The organism is Streptosporangium lutulentum (assembly GCF_030811455.1).
In the GTDB taxonomy this organism is placed as follows: domain Bacteria; phylum Actinomycetota; class Actinomycetes; order Streptosporangiales; family Streptosporangiaceae; genus Streptosporangium; species Streptosporangium lutulentum.
In genome coordinates, this window is record NZ_JAUSQU010000001.1 from 8,142,618 (window position 1) to 8,161,629 (window position 19,012).

A 19,012-nucleotide genomic window follows, 5' to 3' on the forward strand; every position below is an offset into this window, starting at 1 on the left:
ATTCGGCGAAGACGGAACGACGATGAATGCGGGATATGGGATGAGGTGAAGGTGAAATGACGAGCGAGCCCGTCGTCGAGTTGCGCGACGTCTCGAAGGCCTTCGGTCCTGTCCAGGCGCTCACCGACGTCTCGCTCAGCCTGATCCCGGGTCAGGTGCACTGCCTGGCCGGAGAGAACGGCGCGGGAAAGTCGACGTTGATCCGGGTGTTGACGGGCGCGCTGCGCCGTGACGACGGCACCTACGAGATCGACGGCGAGCCGGTCACCGCGCCGACCCCCGCCTCGGTGCGAGCGGCCGGTGTTCAGGCCGTCTACCAGGAGCTCAGTCTCCTTCCCCACCTGTCGGTCGCGGAGAACCTGTTCATGGGCCGCCTTCCGGCGCGAACCGGGATCATCACCAGGAGCCGGCTGCGCGACCGTACCAGGGAGGCCCTCGACGAGATCGGCCTGACGGACCTCAGTCCGGACGCGATCGTGGAACGGCTCCCGGCGGCCACACGCCAGCTCGTGGAGATCGCCAAGGTGCTCACCGCCGACTCCGTCAAGGCGATCGTGTTCGACGAGCCGACCACGGCGCTCACCGAGGCGGAGTCGGCGCGGCTCCTCGAACACATCCTGCGGCTGCGCGAGCGCGGGATAGCGATGCTGTACGTGACCCATCGGCTTGAGGAGATGTTCGAGATCGGCGACTGGGTGACCGTTCTGCGGGACGGAGGCCTGTCCGAGTCGGGGCCGATCAGTGACTACGACGAGGATCGCCTGATCACCGCCATGGTCGGACGCGAGATCAGCTCGCTCTATCCGGAGAGTCACCGGCATGCCGGAACGCCCGTGCTCCGGGTCCGGGGGCTGCGCCGGTCGGAGAACTCCCCGAGCATCGACTTCGACGTCGGAGCCGGAGAGATCCTCGGCATCGGAGGTCTGCTGGGGTCGGGGCGGAGCGAGTTGCTGCTGTCCGTCTTCGGCGCCGATCCGATCGCGGCCGGTGAGCTGGAGATCGAGGGCAGGCCGGTGAAACCACGCGGGCCGCGCGCGATGATGAACGCCGGAGTGGGGTTGCTCACCGAGGACCGCAAGGTGCTGGGGCTGCTGCCGGAGCTGTCGATCCGGGAGAACGTCACCATCGCCAGCCTGCGCAGAGGCTCCCGGCGTGGCCTCCTGCCCGGCCGCGAGCAGTCCGAGGAGGCGGATCGGCTGCTCGACAGCCTGCGGCTGCGGGCCGGCTCCTACGACCAGCCGGTGTCGACGCTGTCCGGCGGCAACCAGCAGAAAGTCCTGCTCGCCCGCTGGCTGCTGACCAAGCCGAAAATACTGATCTTCGACGAGCCGACGAAGGGCATCGACGTCGGGGCCAAGGGCGAGCTCTATACGGTCATCGGAGACCTGGCCGCGAAGGGGCTGGGGATCATCGTGGTCTCGTCGTACCTCCCGGAGCTGCTGGGCCTCTCCGATCGCATCCTTGTGCTGCGCGACGGGGAGGTCGCGGGCGAGCTTCCCGGAACCGCCTCGGAGGAAGATGTGCTCCGCCTGGCCAGCGGCGGCAGAGGTACGGAGATTCCAGCTCCTCGACGGGAGACGCCACTCGCCTCCGACGGGACGGAACCCGGGATTCCACCGGTCCCCGACGGAACGGAACCCGGGACGCCGCCCGCCTCCGACGGAACGGAACCCGGGACGCCGCCCGCCTTTGACGGGACGGAACCCGGGACGCCTCCGGCCCCGGACGACCCAGGAGAGGGGAACCGAGATGCCTAAGCTGATCTGGCGCGAACCGATCGCCACCACGACGATCACCAGTCGGCAGCCGGTCGGTGAAGGACCGCAGGCGCAGGCCGAGGCGAAGGCCAAGGCCCCGCGGCGGGTCATCACGCTGGGAGACATCGCGGGACGGGAGAGCGGCGGGCTCGTCGTGCTGCTCGTGGCGGTCGGCGCCCTCACGCTCGCCAGCGACGAGTTCCTCACCGGCAACAACCTGTCCAACCTCGCCCGGCAGGTCGCGATCTTCGGAATCATCGCGGTCGGTCAGCTCCTGGTCATCCTGACCGCCGGCATCGACCTGTCGGTCGGATCGGTGCTCGGCCTGTCCGGGGCGTCCACCGCGCAGTTCCTCGTCGCCGGCGTGCCCATCTGGCCGGCGCTCCTGCTCGGGGTGGGTATCGGCACCGCGCTCGGGATCGTCAACGGCCTGCTGGTGACCCAGGCCAAACTGCCGCCGTTCATCGCGACCCTGGGCATGCTCGGGATCGCCCGGGGAATCGTCCTGGTCAGCACGGACGCCCAGACCGTGCAGGGGCTGCCGGAGTCGTTCCAGACCATCGCCAACGGCACGATCCTCGGAATCCCCAACCTCCTCATCATCGCCGCCCTGGTCACGGCCGTGATGTGGTTCGTACTCACCCGGACGGTCTTCGGCCGCTACATCTACGCCGTCGGCTCGAACCCCGAGTCGGCCCGTCTGGCGGGTGTGCCCGTACGCCTGGTGATGATCTCGGTCTACGCGATCTCGGGCCTGCTGGCGGGTCTGGGCGGGGTGCTGCTCACGTCCAGGCTGGGTGCGGGCATTCCCACCGCGGGCACGGGCTTCGAGCTCAACGCGATCGCCGCCTGCGTGATCGGCGGCGCGAGCCTTTTCGGAGCGAAGGGCAGCGCGCTCGGTGCTGCCACCGGAGCGCTGATCATGGGTGTCCTCAACAACGGGGGGAACCTGCTCGCGATCAACGCCTTCTACCTGCAGATCGCCATCGGCGTGCTCATCCTCGTCGCGGTCGGATTCGACCAGCTGAACACCAGGCGCTCCGCCGCGGGCGGTTGACCGCCGCCCGGGACATCCACGCCGCCGCCGCCGACGACGCGGCCGGTCAGTCGCCCCGCGCCCGCCTGCGATCTCTGGCCGGAGCCGTCCTGGCGTGGTCTCGCATGCACGGCACGGTCAGTCTGGAGGTCATGGGTCGGTTCGCCGGCATGGGTCACGACCCCGGCACCCTGTTCGAGGCCGACATCGGCACCCTCGCCGACGCCTTCGGGCTCAAGTGACCGAAGACCGCGAAAAGGAACGGTGCCTCTCTGCCGCCGGCGGCGTGACACAGAGAGGCACCGTTCACCGGACGCCCCGACTTGCCGGCGATCCCGGGCCTGGAGCACCGCTCCGGATCAGGTGGCGGCGGGTTCGGGCACCGGTGGGGCCGGAGGGAACGGGACTTCGGCCAGGACGGGGATAAGGGATTCCTCCTCGTAGTCGAGGTGGGCCAGTAGTTCCTCCGACAGGCGGCCCAGTTCGGCGCGGAAACGCCCGGGGTCGGCGGTGGTGATGTCGGCCAGCAGGGCGAGAAGGTCGTCCTTGAGGCGCGCGACCGTCCGGTGTTCGTCGCGGAGCCGGTCGAGAGCGTCGCGCAGGTGGGGATGATAGTTCGCGAGGGCGGGGAAGATGTGCGCGTCCTCGCTGGTGTGGTGGAACGTCAGAAACTCGCAGAAGGCCAGGCAGTGCTGCCGGATCTGCATGCCGAGCCCCGGCGCCGGCGGTTCGCCGGGGCCCTGGTGGGCCGCCCGCGCGGCGAAGTGGGCGTCGGTCTCGGCGCGCACATGCCGCAACTGGGCACGCAGCCAGGTGTGAACCTGCAGGAGCTTGTCGGCGAGGTTGTTGATCTCGCCGGGGCCTTCTCCCGCCTCGGGCTCGGAACGCTCCAGCACCACGACCGGCAGGGTTCGGGTGGTCTGGGTCTGGTAGTCGGCGTATCCGGGCGCCGCGCGCACCACGTGCTCGAACAGCCTCTCGCGCCGCGTCCCCTCGGCGGGGACCGCGATCGCCTCGAACGACTCGGTGCCGATCTCCACTCGCACCAGGGGATGGGCGAGCAGGTTGTGGTACCAGGCGGGATGACGGGACGCGCCGCCGGCGGACCCGATGATCAGCAGTAGGTCGCCGTCGCGGACGTAGCCGAGGGGAGCGGTGTGCTCCCGTCCCGACTTCGCGCCGGTGGTGGTCAGCAGCAGGAGGTCGCCGCCCTGGAAGGGGCCGCCGACCTTTCCGCCGTTGGCTCGGAACTCCTCGATGATTGATTGGTTGAAGGACGTGGGCATACGGTTTCAGGTCTCCAGAAAAGTGTGTGGGTTCGCGGTCGAGAGTGAGATGAGCGGCGCGCACCGATCGCGCGCGAACCTCGCCGGGAGACGGATGTCGGGCACGCGGAAGCCGCGGACGGTCGCCGTGACACGGCGGACGTTCAAGGGCAGGGCGTACTGACGTCACATGGCGATGCCGGGCACCGCGGAAGGCGACGGACGACGCGCGAAGGTGATCAGGTCAGATGCAGGGTGCGGAGTGTGAACTCATGGCAGGCCCCTCAGTGAAGGTGCTCGCCCAACTGCCGACCGGCCCACTGCTCTTGGCCGGCGTCAAGCGACACGCGCACTATTACAACCACCCACCCGCGGCCTGTCAATCCACAAGATCATGTGTGTCCCGGATTACGGTTTCCCGCCATGGCATTCGGCGGTCCGCCCCCATGGCCCGCGACCTGGCGATTACCTAGCGTCGTCCTCGACGAGAAACGAGGACAACCATGATCAGTTTGCGAGGACTGAGCAAACGCCACGGTGACAGGTTCGCCGTCGACGACCTCTCCCTGGATCTCAGGCCGGGAACGGTCACGGGCTTCCTGGGCCCCAACGGGGCGGGGAAGTCGACCACGATGCGGATGATCCTCGGCCTGGACCGGCCCACGACGGGTACCGCGCTCGTCGACGGCCGTCCCTACGCCGCCTACCGGCACCCGTTGCGGAAGGTCGGCGCGCTGCTGGACGCCCGCGCGATCCATCCGGGCCGCAGCGCGCGGGCTCACCTGCTGGCCCTGGCCCGCAGCAACGGCATCACGCGGGGCCGGGTGGACGAGGTGCTGGAGAGTGTCGGGATGGAGACGGCCGCCGGGCGGCGGGCGGGCGCGCTGTCCCTGGGCATGAGCCAGCGACTCGGCATCGCCGCCGCGCTGCTGGGCGACCCCGAGGTGCTGATGTTCGACGAACCGGTCAACGGGCTCGACCCGGACGGCGTGCGCTGGGTCCGCGACCTGATGCGCTCCCTGGCCGACGAGGGCCGTACGATCTTCGTCTCCAGTCACCTGATGAGCGAGATGCAGCTCACCGCCGACCACCTGGTGGTGATCGGCCAGGGCCGCCTCATCGTCGACGCGCCGCTGGCGGAGGTGATCGCGGGCAGCTCGTTCAGCGCGGTCGTCGTCCGCAGCCCGCACGCCGGAGACCTGGCCGCCCTGCTCACCGCCGCCGGCCTGCGCGTGGAACGCACCGGGGAGAACGACCTCGTCGCCGGCGGCGGAACCATCGAGCGGGTCGGCGACCTGGCCTTCGACGCGGGCGTCCGGCTGCACGAGCTCAGCACGCGGGAGGCCTCGCTGGAGCAGGCGTACCAGGAACTGACCGCGGGCAGCGTGGAGTACGGCGCGCGAACGGCAGGGGTGTGACCGATGATCGATCTGACGACGACGGGCGGCCTGCGAGGCGCCGTCGCCTCGGAGTGGACCAAGCTGTGGTCGCTGCGCTCGACCTGGTGGTGCCTGGTGAGCGGGGCCGCGCTCCTGGGGCTCAGCGCGCTGACCCTGGCCGGCGGCACGGCGACCAACCTGCTCAACGACGGGGTGAAAGCGACGCTGCCGGCCGGTGAATCGGTGATCTCCGCCGCCGCCTTCGCGCAGTTCGCGTTCGTCACCGTGGCGATGCTGGCCATCACCGGCGAATACGCCTCCGGCGGCATCCGGACGACGCTGCAGGCCACACCGATCCGCGGCCACATGCTCGCGGCCAAGGCACTGGTGCTGGTCCCGGTGATGCTGGTGGCGGGGGTGCTGTCCGGCAGCGCGGCGGCGGTCGCCGTCTACCTGTTCCTGTCCGTTACCCCGTTCGGCGGTTACGGCGCCCTGCCGCCCGCCGAGACCGCGATCGACATGCTGAGCATCGGGGTCTTCCTCGTGCTGGTGTCGCTGATGACGCTCGGCGTGGGAGCCGCGATGCGCAGTGCGGCGGGTACGCTCACAACGGCGTTCATGCTGCTGATGGGACTGCCGCTGATGCTGGCCATGACCGGCTTCGGACCGCTGGTGAGCCTGTCGCTGCGGATGCCGATGTTCGCCGGGCTGGCGTTCATGGACAGCGCCGACAACCTGACCGGCGGGCCCATGCCGTACGGGCGGGTGGAGGGACTGCTGTGGTTGCTCGGCTGGACGACGGTGGCATTCGCCGCCGGTCACGCGGTCCTGCGACGCAGGGACGCCTCGTAGAATCCGCGTCTGTGTCTGGCAACCGGGTCGCTCGCGGGCTCGCCGGGATTCTCGCGGGCCTCCTGACGGGGATCGTCGAGCTCGTCTTCCTGCTCCTGGCCGGAGTCACCCCGGTGGCGCGGCCCGGGGTCGGGCGGGTCGCCGACCGGCTGGTCGCGCTGGAGCGCGCCCGGCTGGCGGCGTGGTTCGGCCACGACACCGGCGAGGCGGCCCCGGTGCGGAACCGCTACGGCTACCTCGCGCTGCGTGCGGTGGTCGGCGTGGTGGGCGGTTACGTCGCCGCCGCCGGCCTTTTCCTCGGGTTCCTGTTCCTGTTCGGCGGCACGTGGGCGCTGCTCACGAGGGAGTCCGACGCGGTGCGGCTGGTGCTGCCCGGCGTCCGGCTGGTGACCAGCGGCTGGGCGATCGGTCTCACCAGCGGGTTGCTGGTGGTGGCGCTGGCCGGACTGTGGTGTCTCGCGCTCGTCGCGGTCGAACGGCGCCTGGCCGACCACTTCCTCGGTCCGGGAAGGCAGGAGATGATGCGGCGGCGCATCGCCGAGCTGACCGCCACCCGCTCCGGCATCGTGCGCGCGGTCGACGACGAGCGGCGGCGGATCGAGCGCGACCTGCACGACGGCGTGCAGCAGCGAGGCGTGGCGCTGTCGATGCTGCTGGGACGTGCCGAGCACAGTGACGACCCCGCCAAGGCCGCCGCGCTGGTGAGCCAGGCATACACCGAGTCACGCCGGCTGCTCGACGAGCTGCGCAGCGTCGCCTGGCGGATCTACCCGACCGCGCTGGACGAACTCGGACTGCGGGCCGCGCTGGCCGGGGTGGCCGAGCGCGCGAGCGTGCCGGTCACCGTTCACTACGGCCTCGCCGAGAGCCCGGTGTCGGAGGTGGAGACCGCGCTCTACTTCGTCGCGCGTGAGGCGGTCACCAACGCCACCAAGCACGCGCGGGCGCGTGACATCCTGGTCGTCCTGACCCAGGACGACCGGACGGTGAGCATCGTGATCTCCGACGACGGACACGGCGGAGCCGACCCGGCGGGCAGTGGGCTGGCCGGGCTGGCGCGCCGGGTCCTGGCGCTCGACGGCCGCTTCGAGGTGGACAGCCCATCCGGCGGGCCGACCAGGATCACCGCGACACTCCCCAGGGCGGCGCCATGCGAGTGATCCTCGCCGATGACTCGGTCCTACTGCGCGAAGGACTGTCCCGCCTGCTTGAGGACGCCGGTCACCAGGTGGTGGCCGCGGTCGGCGACGCCTCCGCGCTGCTCGCCGCCGTGTCGCGGGACCAGCCTGACGTCGCGGTCGTGGACGTACGCATGCCGCCCACGCACACCGACGAGGGACTGCGGGCGGCGCTGGAGATCCGCGACCGCTGGCCCGGCGTCGGCGTGCTGGTGCTGTCGCAGTACGTCGAGAAACCGTACGCCGCCAAGCTGCTCGCAGGGGCCACCGAGAGCGTGGGTTACCTGCTCAAGGACCGGGTGACGGAGGTGGCGGAGTTCCTCGACTCGCTGGAGCGGATCCGCGAGGGCGGGACGGTCTTCGACCCGGAGGTGGTCCGCCAGCTGCTCGCCCGCACCACCCACGTGGACCCGCTGAGCAGGCTCACCGGACGCGAGGCGGAGGTGCTCAGGCATCTGGCGCAGGGTTTCGTCAACGCCGCCATCGCCGAACGCCTGCACGTGTCACTGAGCACGGTGGAGAAACACGTCAACGCCATCTTCGACAAGCTCGGACTCCTGAACACCCCCGGCTACAGCAGGAGGGTCCTGGCGATCCTCCGCTACCTCGACGAGTGATCGAGGGTTCCCGGGCCGACGGTATGTCCGATCCTGGGAGGAAGTTGCCAGTTTTGGCTTTCCGTAATTCATGCAATTGGCATCCGGTAGGGTCATCAAGGTCCAAAATGATCTAGGAGATGTGCATGAGGAATGTTTTGATCCGAAAGATGGCTAGTTTCGCCGGTGCCCTGACGCTCGGCGCGGGTCTCATGGTGGCCGCTGCGGCTCCGGCCTCGGCGGCCGGATGCTCCGGCAGCCGCCTGGGCAACTGGCCGATCACCGGCGGGTACATCGCGGTCTTCTACAACTCTTCCACCGGGATGAACTGCGCGATGACCTACACGAACAAGCCTGGCAAGAAGCAGTACATAAGGGTCGATATCTGGACGACGACCGCTAGCAAAAGGGACGCCGGCAACTACACGACCTACGCCGGTCCGGTGAGCGTCCCCGGCAAGGGCAAGTGCATCAACTTCCAAGGACAGGTCGGCGCGAACAGTCCCACCGAGGGCTTCGGTCCCGCCTACTGCAGCTGACCTTCCGGACGCACCCTCCATCCGTGACCCTGCCCGGTAGGCGTGATCGCCGCAAGCCGTGCCGGGTCGCCGCCCACGCTGGGTCCTGGAGGCGTCATCGAGAGTGGACACGTCCGCTCCGATGGTTTTTCTGACAACACCGCTGTTCGCTCGGCATCGTCGCCAACCTCAGCATGGCGATGTGTCGAGGGGCGTCGGTAAGGAAGCTGTGGACTGACCCGCTTGGGCGTTTTCGTATGTGCCTGCTGACAGCTTCCTTACCGACAACTCTTACGAGGAGTTTCTCGCTCACCACCGACTTCCTCGGTGGTGGGCGGGCCCTTGGGGTGATGGCTCTGGCGCATCGGGACCTGCACCTTCATGAACGGCATGCCCTCGACGGCCGCGTAGAAATGGCCCGAGCTCAGCTTTGAGATGTCTTCAACGGTGCTGCCTTTCGTCCGAGCAGGGCGGGACCATGTGCCTTGGTCTGACGTCAGGTGGGCAGGGGCCGGTCGTTCACGACGTGTTTCATGACGAGGGTGGAGTTCAGGCGTTGCACGCCGGGGAGTGCGGACAGGACGTCGTCTTCCAGCTCCTGGTAGGCGGTCAGGTCGGCGGTGACGACGCGCAGCAGGTAGTCGGGGTCGCCGAACAGCCGTTGCGCCTGCACCACCTCGGGTACTCGCGTGACCGCTGCCTCGAAGCTCAGCAGGGTATCGCGGTCCTCCTGGCGCATGGTGACAAAGAGGAGCGCCTGGAACGTCAGGCCGAGGGCGCTCGCGTCGACGACTGCCCGGTAGCCGCGGATCGTCCCGCCGCGCTCCAGCTCTCGCAGCCGGCGGTGGCACGGCGAGACACTCAGCCCCACCCGTGCGGCGAGCTCCGTGATCGTCAGACGGCTGTCTTCCTGGAGCACAGCAATAATCTTCCGATCAATCACATCCATGTAGAAGATCCTTCCATAGATGCGGTCTGAGCAGGGAAAAGTGGGAAACACCTTCGGGCACATCAAACGTATTCTTCCCATATTCACTGGCCAACCGGGAGGAATCCATTCATGGCCGTTGGCTCTGTGCTTGCTTTCTGGGCGGTCGCGTTCCTGCTCATCGTCGTCCCAGGCGCGGACTGGGTCTTCACCATCGGTGCCGGGCTGCGGGGTCGTTCGGTATACCCGGCGGTGAGCGGGCTGATCGTCGGCTACGCCGCGATCACCCTCATCGTCGTGGCCGGGGTCGGAGCGCTGGTCGCCGGATCTCCGGCAGTCCTGACCGGCCTCACCTTCGTCGGCGGCCTCTACCTGGTGTGGCACGGCGCGATGACCTTCGCCCACCCCGCCACACCCGACGCTCCGGCCGGCGGGCCGGCCGGCACCGACTGGAACACCTTCCTGCGGGGCATCGGCGTCAGCGGCCTCAATCCCAAAGGTCTGCTGATCTTCCTCGCCCTGCTCCCGCAGTTCACCGACCCGCACGGCGCCTGGCCCGTCGCCGGGCAGATCGGCGTCCTCGGCCTGGCCTTCATGGCCACCCGCGCCCTGTTCTACCTCTGCCTCGGTATTCTCACCCGCACCGTCCTGCACAGCCGACCCGCCGCGGCGCGCCTCGTCAGCCGCCTATCCGGAGCCGCCATGATCGGCATCGGCATCTGGCTGCTCACCGACCACCTTCTCGGCTGAGCGACGCTTCGGGCATCCCGTCTCCGCTGGAGCAGATCGAGCACGGAGCTCGGGATCTGCTCTGATCCATGGTGAAGCCCATGGATCAGACGTCGGTGTCGGCCTACAGGGAGTTCTTAGCCCTTTTGACGACTTCCTCTACGGTGAGCGGATCCTTGGGGTGGTGGCTCAGGCACATGGGGACCTGCACTTTCACGAACGGCATGCCCTCTACGGCCGTGTAGAACTGGCCCGACCTCAGCTTCGAGATGTCGGTGACGCGGCTGCCCTTGCCCCGAGCCATCTCCCTCGCCGCGTCGATCTGGGCCGGGCTGTTCAGCAGGCCGAAGAACTGGGTCGCGGCGTTTCCCGGAATCCGGTTGTGCAGTCCCTTAGGAGCCTGGGTCGCGAACACGAGGCCGAGCCCGTACTTACGCGCCTGGGACGCCAGTGCCAGCGTGCTCTTCGTGCACGCGGTCATGGCGCCCGACGGCGCGAACGTCTGCGCCTCGTCCATCACGAACAGCCCGCCCAGCGGCCGATCGCCCGCCGGGTGCTTCTTGATCCAGGCGAACAGCGCCATCTGGAGCTGGTTGACGAAGCTCTGCCGCTGATCGTCCGACTGCAACCCGGCGAGGTTGATCACTGAGACGCGTGCCGTCTTGTCCGGGGGCGGAGTCAGCAGGAGACCAGGGTCGACCGGTGCGCCGACACCGCCGAACATCGGGTCGTTGACCACGGCCGCGGCCAGGATCTGTCCCAGGTCGGCGGCGAGCCTCTCCGCGTTGGCGAGCCCGCTCACCCCCTCGGGCAGTGCCGACAGCATCTCGATGAGACCCGCGAGGCTGGTCGGACCGCCCCGGCGCGCGTAGTACTTGAGCGTCTCCCTCAGCACCGCCTGCCCCAGCTGGGCCTTGTGCGTGTTCGCCCCGAGCTTGGCCTTCGGCACGATGGACGCGACGGCGACCTCTATCGCCTCGTTGAACTCGTCGGCGTCGTCGAGGACGCTCGCGAAGTCGGGCAGGGGCTGGAAGCTGAGCGGGCGTCCCAGGGTGAGCCCCGGGGTCCAGACCACGACGTCGGTGTACGTCAGGTATTCGGCGGCCCGCGCCGCGTCGCCCGAGGCCCACTGCTCCGGCGCCTCCGGCCACGGGTCTCCCATCCGGGCGAGGTCGTTGTTGGGGTCGAGCACGATGGCGGAGACGCCCTGGAGCGCGCACCTCTCGATCAGGTTGCGGATGAGCACGGTCTTCCCCGACCCGGATCCGGCGAAGATCGCGGTGTGCTTCCTGAGCGCCTCCAGCTCGACGCCGACAGGCGCGTCACCGTTGACCGCCGTGCCGAGGGCGATGTACGGCACGCGGCGCGCGTCGGGTCTGGTGGCCGTCACGGTCGAAGGGGGCTTCACCGCGGGAGCGGCCTGGCCAGGACTTTCGTCGGGGGAGACGCGCGCCGGAAACACGACTCCGTCAAGACGCGCGCCGGGAGTGATGCGGCCGGACCTCTCGCGGGGAGTGGGCCGGTCGGGTTGCCCGCCGGAAGGGATGGGGCCGGGCTGCTCGGCGCGCGCGGGGTGGGCGGGTTGCTCGCCGGGAACGGTCCATACGTCGCCCAGTGCCTCGCCGAGCAGTTTGACGTCGCCGGTCGGTCTCCGTACGGCCAGCCACGCCCGCAGGTGCGGAGGATTCTCCCGGAGCAGATCCCGGAGCGCGGAAAGAATCTTGAGATCTTCGGGGTCGACGCCGAGGATCCTGCCGCCCGCATGCTCGAACGCCGCGACGGCCTCAAGGGTGCGAGGTCCTTTGGCCCAGTTCGCGTTCCGCAGTACGAACAACCGCCTCTTCGGGACATCGAGGTCCAGGCCGGCCGCCACCGAGGCCTTACGCAGGCGGTTCAGCGCGGAGATGGCGTTTTCCGAGGAGATCGCGCGAAAGCCCCAGTGCGCCTCGTCCTCGGTGCTCTCGTCCAGGCTGCGCCGCAGGCGCGCGTGCAGGGGAGGCTTCGAACTCGGCGGAGGATCCTGGTCGAACGCCTGCCCGGCCTCGCCCTGCTCGGTGATCCAGGCGGTGAGCCCCGCGGACAACAGCGGCGGCATCGCCGCGTCCTCGGTGGCGGGGGAGAGGGCCGCCACCACCTTCGCCGTGTTCCTCAGCTCCGCGAACCGGGCGTCAAGGGCGGAGAGATCCTCCTCGGACGCCACCGGCGGCGGAGTGGTGCCCCCCGGCTTCGCCGGGACCCGGCCACCGAGATGCTCCAGTTCCTTGATCTCACCGTTGAGCAGGCACGACTGGATGTGCTCGTCAATCTTGATCAGTAGCTGCCGTGGCGTGAAATCGGGGGCGAGGTCGAACGCGGACGGACTCACCGGCCACGTCGAGTAGGGCGGCTCGAAGCCGATCTCGCGGAACCGCGACTCGAACCGTTTCTCGATCAGGGCGCGACCGGTCTCGGCATCGGGGATCGTCTTGAGCTGGACGGCTTTCCGGAACCGGTCACGGACGGTGTCCGTCGCGAACCTCTCGATGAGAATCCAGGTCATCGGAAGGCAGGAGACGACCGTCAGCGTCCGGCGGGTGACCTCTCGCAGCGACATCAGGCCACCCGCGACCTGCTCGATCATGATCGTCTCGCGCGTGTCCGGAACAGCGTCACCGCCGGTGGACATCGAGGACTGCGCGACGAGCGTGTCGATCTGGTCGATCGCGATGATGGACGGTCCGGTGAGGGCAAGCAGGTGTGAGAGGTTCCTGACGATCTCCTGAGGTGTCTTCTGGACCTGTCGTATGCCCCACTGCGCACGCTCGCCCGGCTCCTCCTCCGGCGTGGAGGACAGGAAGGATTCTCCGATGTCCTGCGCTCTTAGATCATCGGACGCGAGCAGCACGAGGGCTCTGGCGGTGTCCTGGCTGTCCCGGCCGACCAGTTTGTTGAATCGGCGCAATGCGTCGATGAAGGTGTCGAGAGCCGTCTTTGACAGTACCGAGTTTCCGGTCACCGCACGCCGTACCATCCGCGGTACGTCGGCCAGCAACGAAAGGTGCTCCAGGAGGATCGAGAGTTGGCTCTTCCCGTCGACTCGCTCGCGAGACAGGCTGTCGAGCATGGACACCACGATGCTTTCCCAGAAGCCTTTGGCATCCAGGAGGCTCACCAGAAAGAAGTATCCGCTCTCTCTCTGGACTTTCTCGCGTACCCAGCCCAGCAGGTGCGTCTTCCCCGCGCCCCGCTGCCCCTGAACGATCACCCCGACCGGACTTACGTCGGGGCTTTCCCTGGCCTCGGCCAAGCCGCCGAGGAGAACGTGTGCGGTGTGCCGGTGCAGACCCTCCACGTGAAACTGCGGCGAACGCCACACGTCGTCGGGTACTTGGGTGTAGCTGAACTTGAGCGCGGCGAGTGCGCTCCGTTCGGGGCCCGTCATCGCACCTCGATCGAAAGAAAGTGCTTGGCCTGGTCGCCGATGGTCACCGCCGCGTCACGATCTTGCTGGGTGAGGGTCTTCTGATTCGACTCGGGAACGATGTTCACGCCCGGCATGCGGTTCATCAGTGTGAGCACGTCATCGACCTCTGCTCTCGTCGCATCACCCAGGAGCGGGCGGATCTTCGTGAGACTCACCCAGGTGCCGGGTTCACGGGCCAATTCGGTATAGGCGGCGCGGACGCGCGCCTCGATGTCCGGCGTCGACGTTGCGGCCGGCGCGGGAGAGGCCGCCACCGCGGCCGGCGTGGACACCTCGACCTCCGACTCTGCAGCCGGCACGGATGAGTCTCCGGCGTCCGAGTCGTTGCGCGGCTGGAAGATGTCGGCGAGCCTGTGGTCGGTCCGCTTCATGAATCCTTGAAGGCCGATCAGCAGGGCGCGGGCCATGGCTCCTGCCGAGCCTGGGAGCAATGGGACCGTTCCCGCGTGAAGTTCCTCGGCCATACGCGCCCATCCCAGGTCGGTCAGCACGTGCGCGTACGCGCGTCCGTCTTTCCAGCTGTCGACCAGCTTCAGCTCGTTCAGGTGCCGACGCGCCTTCCCGTCGAGCGTCAGGCCGTGGTGTTCCTTGAGTTCGGGGTTGGAAACCTCCTTGGCTTCCACCATCAACACCACAAGGGCGGAAATCTCAGGGATCGACAACTTTTTATCCGACATGATTTATCCTTTCGACATTTCAAGGCGGCGGTTCCGGAGGAACCGCTTTATCTGGTCGATCACTGCTGCCGCGTCAGTCATAACCTGGACATTGGTGAAGCGCAGAACGGCGTAACCGTCCAGTTGGAGCTGGACGTCCCGTTGCCGGTCCGCCGCGTATTTGAGGGGGGAGCCGTGGTCGGGCCCGTCGATCTCGACGACACACCGCTCCTCGCGCCACAGCAGGTCCAGCCGTACGGGGTTGGCGAGCGGGTGCGACCGGTAGGTCTGGTTCCACGCCCGGCCCGTCGCCCAGTCCCGCGAGGACAGCGCGGTCTCCAGGGCCTGTTCGGCACTGCTCGCCGGATGGGGGACCCCGGCGACGGCGGGGTAGGCGACGGTGCGCGCGGCCCTGGCGCCGGATGACCTCGGCGAGGTCGGCCCCGGAAGCTCACGGGCGAGGCTCACCACCGAGGGGGGAAGGCGGACCGTCACCGTCTCGACCCGGTCGACGGCGATCAGCGGGGCGCCTGTGAGCCAGATTCCGAGCTCGCCGCGGTGGGCGAGCCATTCGCATCCCGCGACGAGAACCTCCTCCGCGGCCGAGGAAAGACCCGCGGGCACGTGCACGATGATCGACGTGTGAGAACGATCGAAAGCGGCGGCGAGCACGCGGGCAAGGCCGACGGCGCGCACCTCGGGAGCGAACCTGGTGGATCGACGCGACCTCCTCGCGGGCGTCTGCCCGGCGCCGCGTGCGGGCGGTTCGATGTCGTGAGGCGTCTGTCCGGTGCCGTGCGCGGGCGGTTCGACGTCGTGCGAGAACGGGCCGGGGCGGTGAGGGGACGCCTCGGTATCGCGAAGGGACAGCTCGGCCAGATGGGCGAGGAAAGGGCCGAAGTGGCCGGTCACGGATGCCGTCCGCAGAGCGAGTGCGCGTACCGCGCTCCCTCCCGCGCCCCCGGGGCCGCCGATGTCCTCCGCGCCCGGCAGCCATGCCGGAAACAAACCGACGGCGGCCTTTTCGAGCTCGGACAATACCGAGGTCACCATTTCCGCCACTGATCGCGTGTCATCCGCGAAGTAGGTGACTATCGCGGGCGCGTCATCGGGGAGAGGATCCAGCGACAGCGCGATGGTATCCGCGTTCGTACCGTGAAGTCGCACGACGCGGCCTCTCGGTAGTTCTGCCCACGACCGCGCCACGTGGCTTCCTCTGGTTTCCTCATGTGTCAACTTTTCCGAGGCTATACGGCAGTGACAGAAGAATGCAGTGGTTTGCCAGAGAATACGAAATCCGTTCTACCGGCCGGTGGTGATCGCCTTCGTGGCGTTTTACGGACGTCAGCCGGCAGGCTCCGCCGTGGGCCCTCCGTTGAGCCTGCGGCTTGACTCTCCAGTGGCTCGAAGGTGCAGGTTTGTCCCGTGAGTGACAGCACGGAGCTTTACACGATCGGCCGGCTCGCCCGCCGTACCGGCCTGTCGGTGCACACGATCCGCTTCTGGTCCGACAGCGGCCTGGTGCCGCCCACGGAGCGTTCCGCCGGCGGGTACCGCCTGTACGACGCGACGGCCGTCGCCCGGTTCGACCTCGTCCGGACGCTGCGCGAGCTCGGCATCGGCCTGGAGACCGTCCAGGAGATCCTTGCGCGCCAGGTCACGGTGGCCGAGGTGGCACAGACGCACGCCCGGGCGCTGGACGCGGAGATCCGCACCCTGAAGCTACGCCGCGCCGTGCTCCGCACGATCGCCCAACGGGGCAGCACAACGGAGGAGACACTGATCATGCACAAATTAGCCCAGCTGTCGGCCCGGGAACGGCAGCAGATCATCGACGACTTCGTCGACGGCCTCTTCGCCGGGATCGACCTCGACGACGACGCCCTGGTCGTCGCCGGGTGGATGCGCGAGCTGCCCGCCGAACTGCCGGACGATCCGACGCCGGGCCAGGTCGACGCCTGGGTGGAGCTGGCCGAGCTGGTCGGCGACGGGAAGTTTCAACAGCGGCTGCGGCGGATCGTGCTCAGCGGCTCCTCCGGACCGCGGGTGGACGCCGGCTTCGACCTGCGGCGGCGGGTGCTGGAGCAGGCCGGACGGGCCCTGACCGGCAAGATCGCACCGGAGTCGGCCGAGGGCGGGCTCATCCTGAACGGCATCGTCGAGCCCCGCCTGTCGGCCGAAGAGCGCGCCGAGCTGCGCGAGCGGCTCCGGGTGCTCGCCGACGCCCAGGTGGAGCGCTACTGGCAGCTCCTGGCCACCCTCAACGGACGCGAGCCGTCCCCCTCGGTCATTCCCGCGTTCACCTGGGTGATCGCCGCCCTGCACGCCCACGGCTGACCGCGTCGTGTGCGCGCTCGCCCCGGCGGGCTGAGCCCCCGAACCGCCGCCTGCTCGCCTCGGCACCGGCAGGCGGCGGCTCCCCCGGGCGCGCCGGCCGGGCGGCGCGGGGACGTGCCCCAAGTGGGAGCCGTCCCCGCGCCGCGTCCCGCGTCTCAGTCCTCGACGACCATGGCCTCCAGGACGGGCAACGCGGCGGCGAGCGCCTCGCGCTGCTGCGGGCTGAGCCGGGCCAGCCGGGCGTCGAGCAGGGCCGTACGACGCGAGCGCACCTCGGCGAGCACGCGGATCCCGGCGGGCGACAGCGCCACCCGGCTGGAGCGCGCGTCCCTGGCGTCGATGGTGCGGACGAGCAGGCCCCGCTGGGTGAGCGCCGCGAGGACACGGCTCATGGTCGGTGGGGTGACGGCCTCACGCTGGGCCAGCTCGCCCAGACGCAGCGGGCCGTGACTCTCGATCGAGACCAGCGTGGACAGCTGCAACGGCGGCACGTCGTTGCTGGCGAGCCGGATGCGCCGGTGCAGCCGGCCGACGGTGAGACTCAGCCTGCCGGCGAGTTGCCTGTCATCGAACACGGGCGCGCTCATCGCTCCGCCATCTCCTCGTGGATGTACAGGTCACCGCGGAACAGCGAGACCACCGCCCCCGCGGCGGCCAGGACGGCGGCGAGGACGAAGACGACGATCAGGCCGTCGTGGAACGGCGCGGACAACAGGTTCGGGAAGAAGGCCTTGCTGGTCAGCGTCGTCACGGTCGCGGGGGGCAACTGGTGCAGCACACCGGCGGAGCCCAGCAGCGAGGAGAGGGGGTTGCTGCCGAGGAACGCGGCGAACATCAGGCCGACCGGCGGTACGGCGGCGACCGAGGCCACCGCGTGTGGCGGCACGCCCTGGGCGCTCAGGCCGCTGTCCAGGGCGCCGGGCAGCGAGTGGGACAGCCCGGCGACCAGGAGGGAGAAGAACACGCCGATGGACAGCACCATGCCGGAGTTCTGGAAGGTGGCCCGGATGCCGGAGGCCACCCCGCGCTGGTCGGAGGGCACCGAGTTCATCACCGCCGTGGTGTTCGGCGCGGAGAACAGCCCCGAGCCGATGCCGTTGAACAGCAGCAGGAAGGCGAAGATCGGGTAGCTGAACACGACCGGTATCTCCAGCATGCCGAGGAAGGTCACCGCCATGACGAACAGGCCGCCGGTGGCCAGGAGTTTCGCCCCGTACCGGTCGGACAGGTAGCCCGAGACCGGTCCGGCGAGGAGAAACCCGAGGGTGAGCGGAAGGAGGTAGATCCCCGCCCACAGAGGGGTGTCCTCGAAGTTGTAGCCGTGCAGGGGCAGCCATATGCCCTGCAGCCAGATGATGAGCATGAACTGCAGCCCGCCACGGGCTATCGCGTTGAGCAGCGCGGCCGCGTTTCCGGCCCAGAACGCCTGGATCCGGAAGAGCCCGAGGTGGAACATCGGGTGCCGCACCCGCGTCTCCAGGAAGCAGAACACGCCCAGCAGGACGGCGCCGCCGACCAGTCCCGCGATGACCATCGGATTGGACCAGCCCTCGACATGGCCGCCGTAGGGCTGGATGCCGTACGTGATCGCGGCCAGCATCGCGGTCAGCCCGACGGCGAAGGTCAGGTTGCCCCACCAGTCGATGCTCAGGTCGTGCCGGCGCGCCGCCGTCTCGCGCAGGTTCCGGTAGGCCCACCAGGTGCCCACCAGGCCGATCACCGCACTGAACCAGAAGATCGCCTCCCAGTGCCAGGCGGACAGCAGGCCACCCGCCATCAGCCCGATGAAGGTGCCGGCGAGCCCCGCGACCTGGTTGACGCCCAGCGCCATGCCTCGCTGGCGTGCCGGGAACGCGTCGGTGATGATCGCTGTGGAGTTCGCCATCAGCATGGCGCCGCCGACACCCTGCACCAGTCGCCAGCCGATCAGCCACAACGCGCCCGCCTGACCGCTGAACGGGGTCAGCGCGAGCGCCACCGAGGCGCCGGTGAACACGGCGAAGCCGGCACTGTAGATGCTCACCCTGCCGTACATGTCGCCCAGCCGGCCCAGGGTGACCACCAGCACAGCGGTGACCAGCATGTATCCCATGAGCATCCACAGCAGGTAGCTCACGTTCTCCGGGGCCAGCGGGTTGAGATGGATGCTGTCGAAGATGGCGGGCAGGGAGATGATCACGATGGAGGCGTTCACCGTGGCCATGAGCATGCCCAGCGTCGTGTTGGACAGCACCGACCACTTGTAGGGAAGGCGTCCGCCTGGCCGGGAAGGCGGTGTGGTGGGAACGGTGGTGGAAGTCTGCATGAGCCCCCCAGAT

At 68.8% G+C, this 19,012-nt stretch carries 17 protein-coding genes; 10 read left to right on the forward strand and 7 right to left on the reverse strand.

Annotation, left to right across the window (positions count from 1 at the left end; genetic code table 11):
* Positions 1 to 56: 56 nt before the first annotated feature.
* Genes J2853_RS36690 through J2853_RS36700 form a run of 3 tightly spaced genes read left to right on the forward strand, consistent with a single transcriptional unit; the run spans position 57 to position 3,035 of the window.
* A complete protein-coding gene (locus tag J2853_RS36690; RefSeq protein ID WP_307565475.1) occupies positions 57 to 1,757 on the forward strand; it encodes an ATP-binding cassette domain-containing protein in 1,701 nt (566 codons plus the stop codon).
* A complete protein-coding gene (locus J2853_RS36695) occupies positions 1,750 to 2,814 on the forward strand; it encodes an ABC transporter permease (protein ID WP_307565477.1) in 1,065 nt (354 codons plus the stop codon). Before J2853_RS36690 ends, J2853_RS36695 begins: the two co-directional genes overlap by 8 nt.
* Positions 2,811 to 3,035: a TetR-like C-terminal domain-containing protein gene (locus J2853_RS36700; RefSeq protein ID WP_307565478.1), complete on the forward strand. Its 225-nt coding sequence runs from the start codon at positions 2,811 to 2,813 to the stop codon at positions 3,033 to 3,035. The genes J2853_RS36695 and J2853_RS36700 overlap by 4 nt, the downstream gene beginning before the upstream one ends.
* 117 nt (positions 3,036 to 3,152) lie before the next feature.
* Here the strand turns inward: J2853_RS36700 and J2853_RS36705 are convergent, their stop codons facing one another.
* Complete coding sequence (locus J2853_RS36705; protein ID WP_307565479.1) at positions 3,153 to 4,079, reverse strand: nitroreductase/quinone reductase family protein; 927 nt, start codon at positions 4,077 to 4,079, stop codon at positions 3,153 to 3,155.
* A gap of 482 nt (positions 4,080 to 4,561) precedes the next feature.
* Here J2853_RS36705 and J2853_RS36710 point away from each other — a divergent pair, with 482 nt between their 5' ends.
* The 5 genes from J2853_RS36710 to J2853_RS36730 all read left to right on the forward strand — a co-directional run bounded on the left by J2853_RS36710 (position 4,562) and on the right by J2853_RS36730 (position 8,602).
* Positions 4,562 to 5,476, forward strand: a complete 915-nt coding sequence (locus J2853_RS36710) for an ATP-binding cassette domain-containing protein (RefSeq protein WP_307565481.1) — start codon at positions 4,562 to 4,564, stop codon at positions 5,474 to 5,476.
* Positions 5,477 to 5,479: 3 nt separating this feature from the next.
* The gene (locus J2853_RS36715; RefSeq protein ID WP_307565484.1) at positions 5,480 to 6,289 is read left to right on the forward strand and encodes an ABC transporter permease; all 810 of its coding nucleotides are present in this window, start codon (positions 5,480 to 5,482) and stop codon (positions 6,287 to 6,289) included.
* A gap of 11 nt (positions 6,290 to 6,300) precedes the next feature.
* Complete coding sequence (locus J2853_RS36720; RefSeq protein WP_307565486.1) at positions 6,301 to 7,449, forward strand: sensor histidine kinase; 1,149 nt, start codon at positions 6,301 to 6,303, stop codon at positions 7,447 to 7,449.
* On the forward strand, positions 7,440 to 8,084 hold the full coding sequence (locus tag J2853_RS36725) for a response regulator transcription factor (protein WP_307565487.1): 645 nt from the start codon (positions 7,440 to 7,442) through the stop codon (positions 8,082 to 8,084). The genes J2853_RS36720 and J2853_RS36725 overlap by 10 nt, the downstream gene beginning before the upstream one ends.
* 149 nt (positions 8,085 to 8,233) lie before the next feature.
* Complete coding sequence (locus J2853_RS36730) at positions 8,234 to 8,602, forward strand: spore-associated protein A (RefSeq protein WP_307565489.1); 369 nt, start codon at positions 8,234 to 8,236, stop codon at positions 8,600 to 8,602.
* A 475-nt stretch (positions 8,603 to 9,077) separates the two neighbouring features.
* On the opposite strand, the gene J2853_RS36735 is transcribed toward J2853_RS36730, so the two are convergent.
* Positions 9,078 to 9,530: an Lrp/AsnC family transcriptional regulator gene (locus J2853_RS36735; protein WP_307565491.1), complete on the reverse strand. Its 453-nt coding sequence runs from the start codon at positions 9,528 to 9,530 to the stop codon at positions 9,078 to 9,080.
* A gap of 111 nt (positions 9,531 to 9,641) precedes the next feature.
* On the opposite strand from J2853_RS36735, the gene J2853_RS36740 reads away from it, so the two are divergent.
* The gene (locus J2853_RS36740) at positions 9,642 to 10,259 is read left to right on the forward strand and encodes a LysE family translocator (RefSeq protein WP_307565493.1); all 618 of its coding nucleotides are present in this window, start codon (positions 9,642 to 9,644) and stop codon (positions 10,257 to 10,259) included.
* A 103-nt stretch (positions 10,260 to 10,362) separates the two neighbouring features.
* On the opposite strand, the gene J2853_RS36745 is transcribed toward J2853_RS36740, so the two are convergent.
* The 3 genes from J2853_RS36745 to J2853_RS36755 are packed head-to-tail and all read right to left on the reverse strand — an operon-like array spanning position 10,363 to position 15,395.
* Positions 10,363 to 13,659: an ATP-binding protein gene (locus J2853_RS36745; RefSeq protein WP_307565495.1), complete on the reverse strand. Its 3,297-nt coding sequence runs from the start codon at positions 13,657 to 13,659 to the stop codon at positions 10,363 to 10,365.
* On the reverse strand, positions 13,656 to 14,378 hold the full coding sequence (locus J2853_RS36750) for a hypothetical protein (RefSeq protein WP_307565496.1): 723 nt from the start codon (positions 14,376 to 14,378) through the stop codon (positions 13,656 to 13,658). Before J2853_RS36750 ends, J2853_RS36745 begins: the two co-directional genes overlap by 4 nt.
* 3 nt (positions 14,379 to 14,381) lie before the next feature.
* Positions 14,382 to 15,395 (reverse strand): endonuclease domain-containing protein, encoded by a 1,014-nt coding sequence (locus tag J2853_RS36755; protein ID WP_307565497.1) that lies wholly within the window; start codon positions 15,393 to 15,395, stop codon positions 14,382 to 14,384.
* Between the two features lie 387 nt (positions 15,396 to 15,782).
* Here J2853_RS36755 and J2853_RS36760 point away from each other — a divergent pair, with 387 nt between their 5' ends.
* Entirely contained in the window at positions 15,783 to 16,694 is a 912-nt protein-coding gene (locus J2853_RS36760; protein WP_307565499.1) for a helix-turn-helix domain-containing protein, read from the forward strand.
* A gap of 155 nt (positions 16,695 to 16,849) precedes the next feature.
* Here J2853_RS36760 and J2853_RS36765 read toward each other — a convergent pair whose 3' ends face one another.
* Complete coding sequence (locus tag J2853_RS36765) at positions 16,850 to 17,281, reverse strand: MarR family winged helix-turn-helix transcriptional regulator (RefSeq protein WP_307565501.1); 432 nt, start codon at positions 17,279 to 17,281, stop codon at positions 16,850 to 16,852.
* A complete protein-coding gene (locus J2853_RS36770) occupies positions 17,278 to 18,999 on the reverse strand; it encodes an MFS transporter (RefSeq protein WP_307565503.1) in 1,722 nt (573 codons plus the stop codon). The genes J2853_RS36765 and J2853_RS36770 overlap by 4 nt, the downstream gene beginning before the upstream one ends.
* Positions 19,000 to 19,012 lie beyond the last annotated feature (13 nt).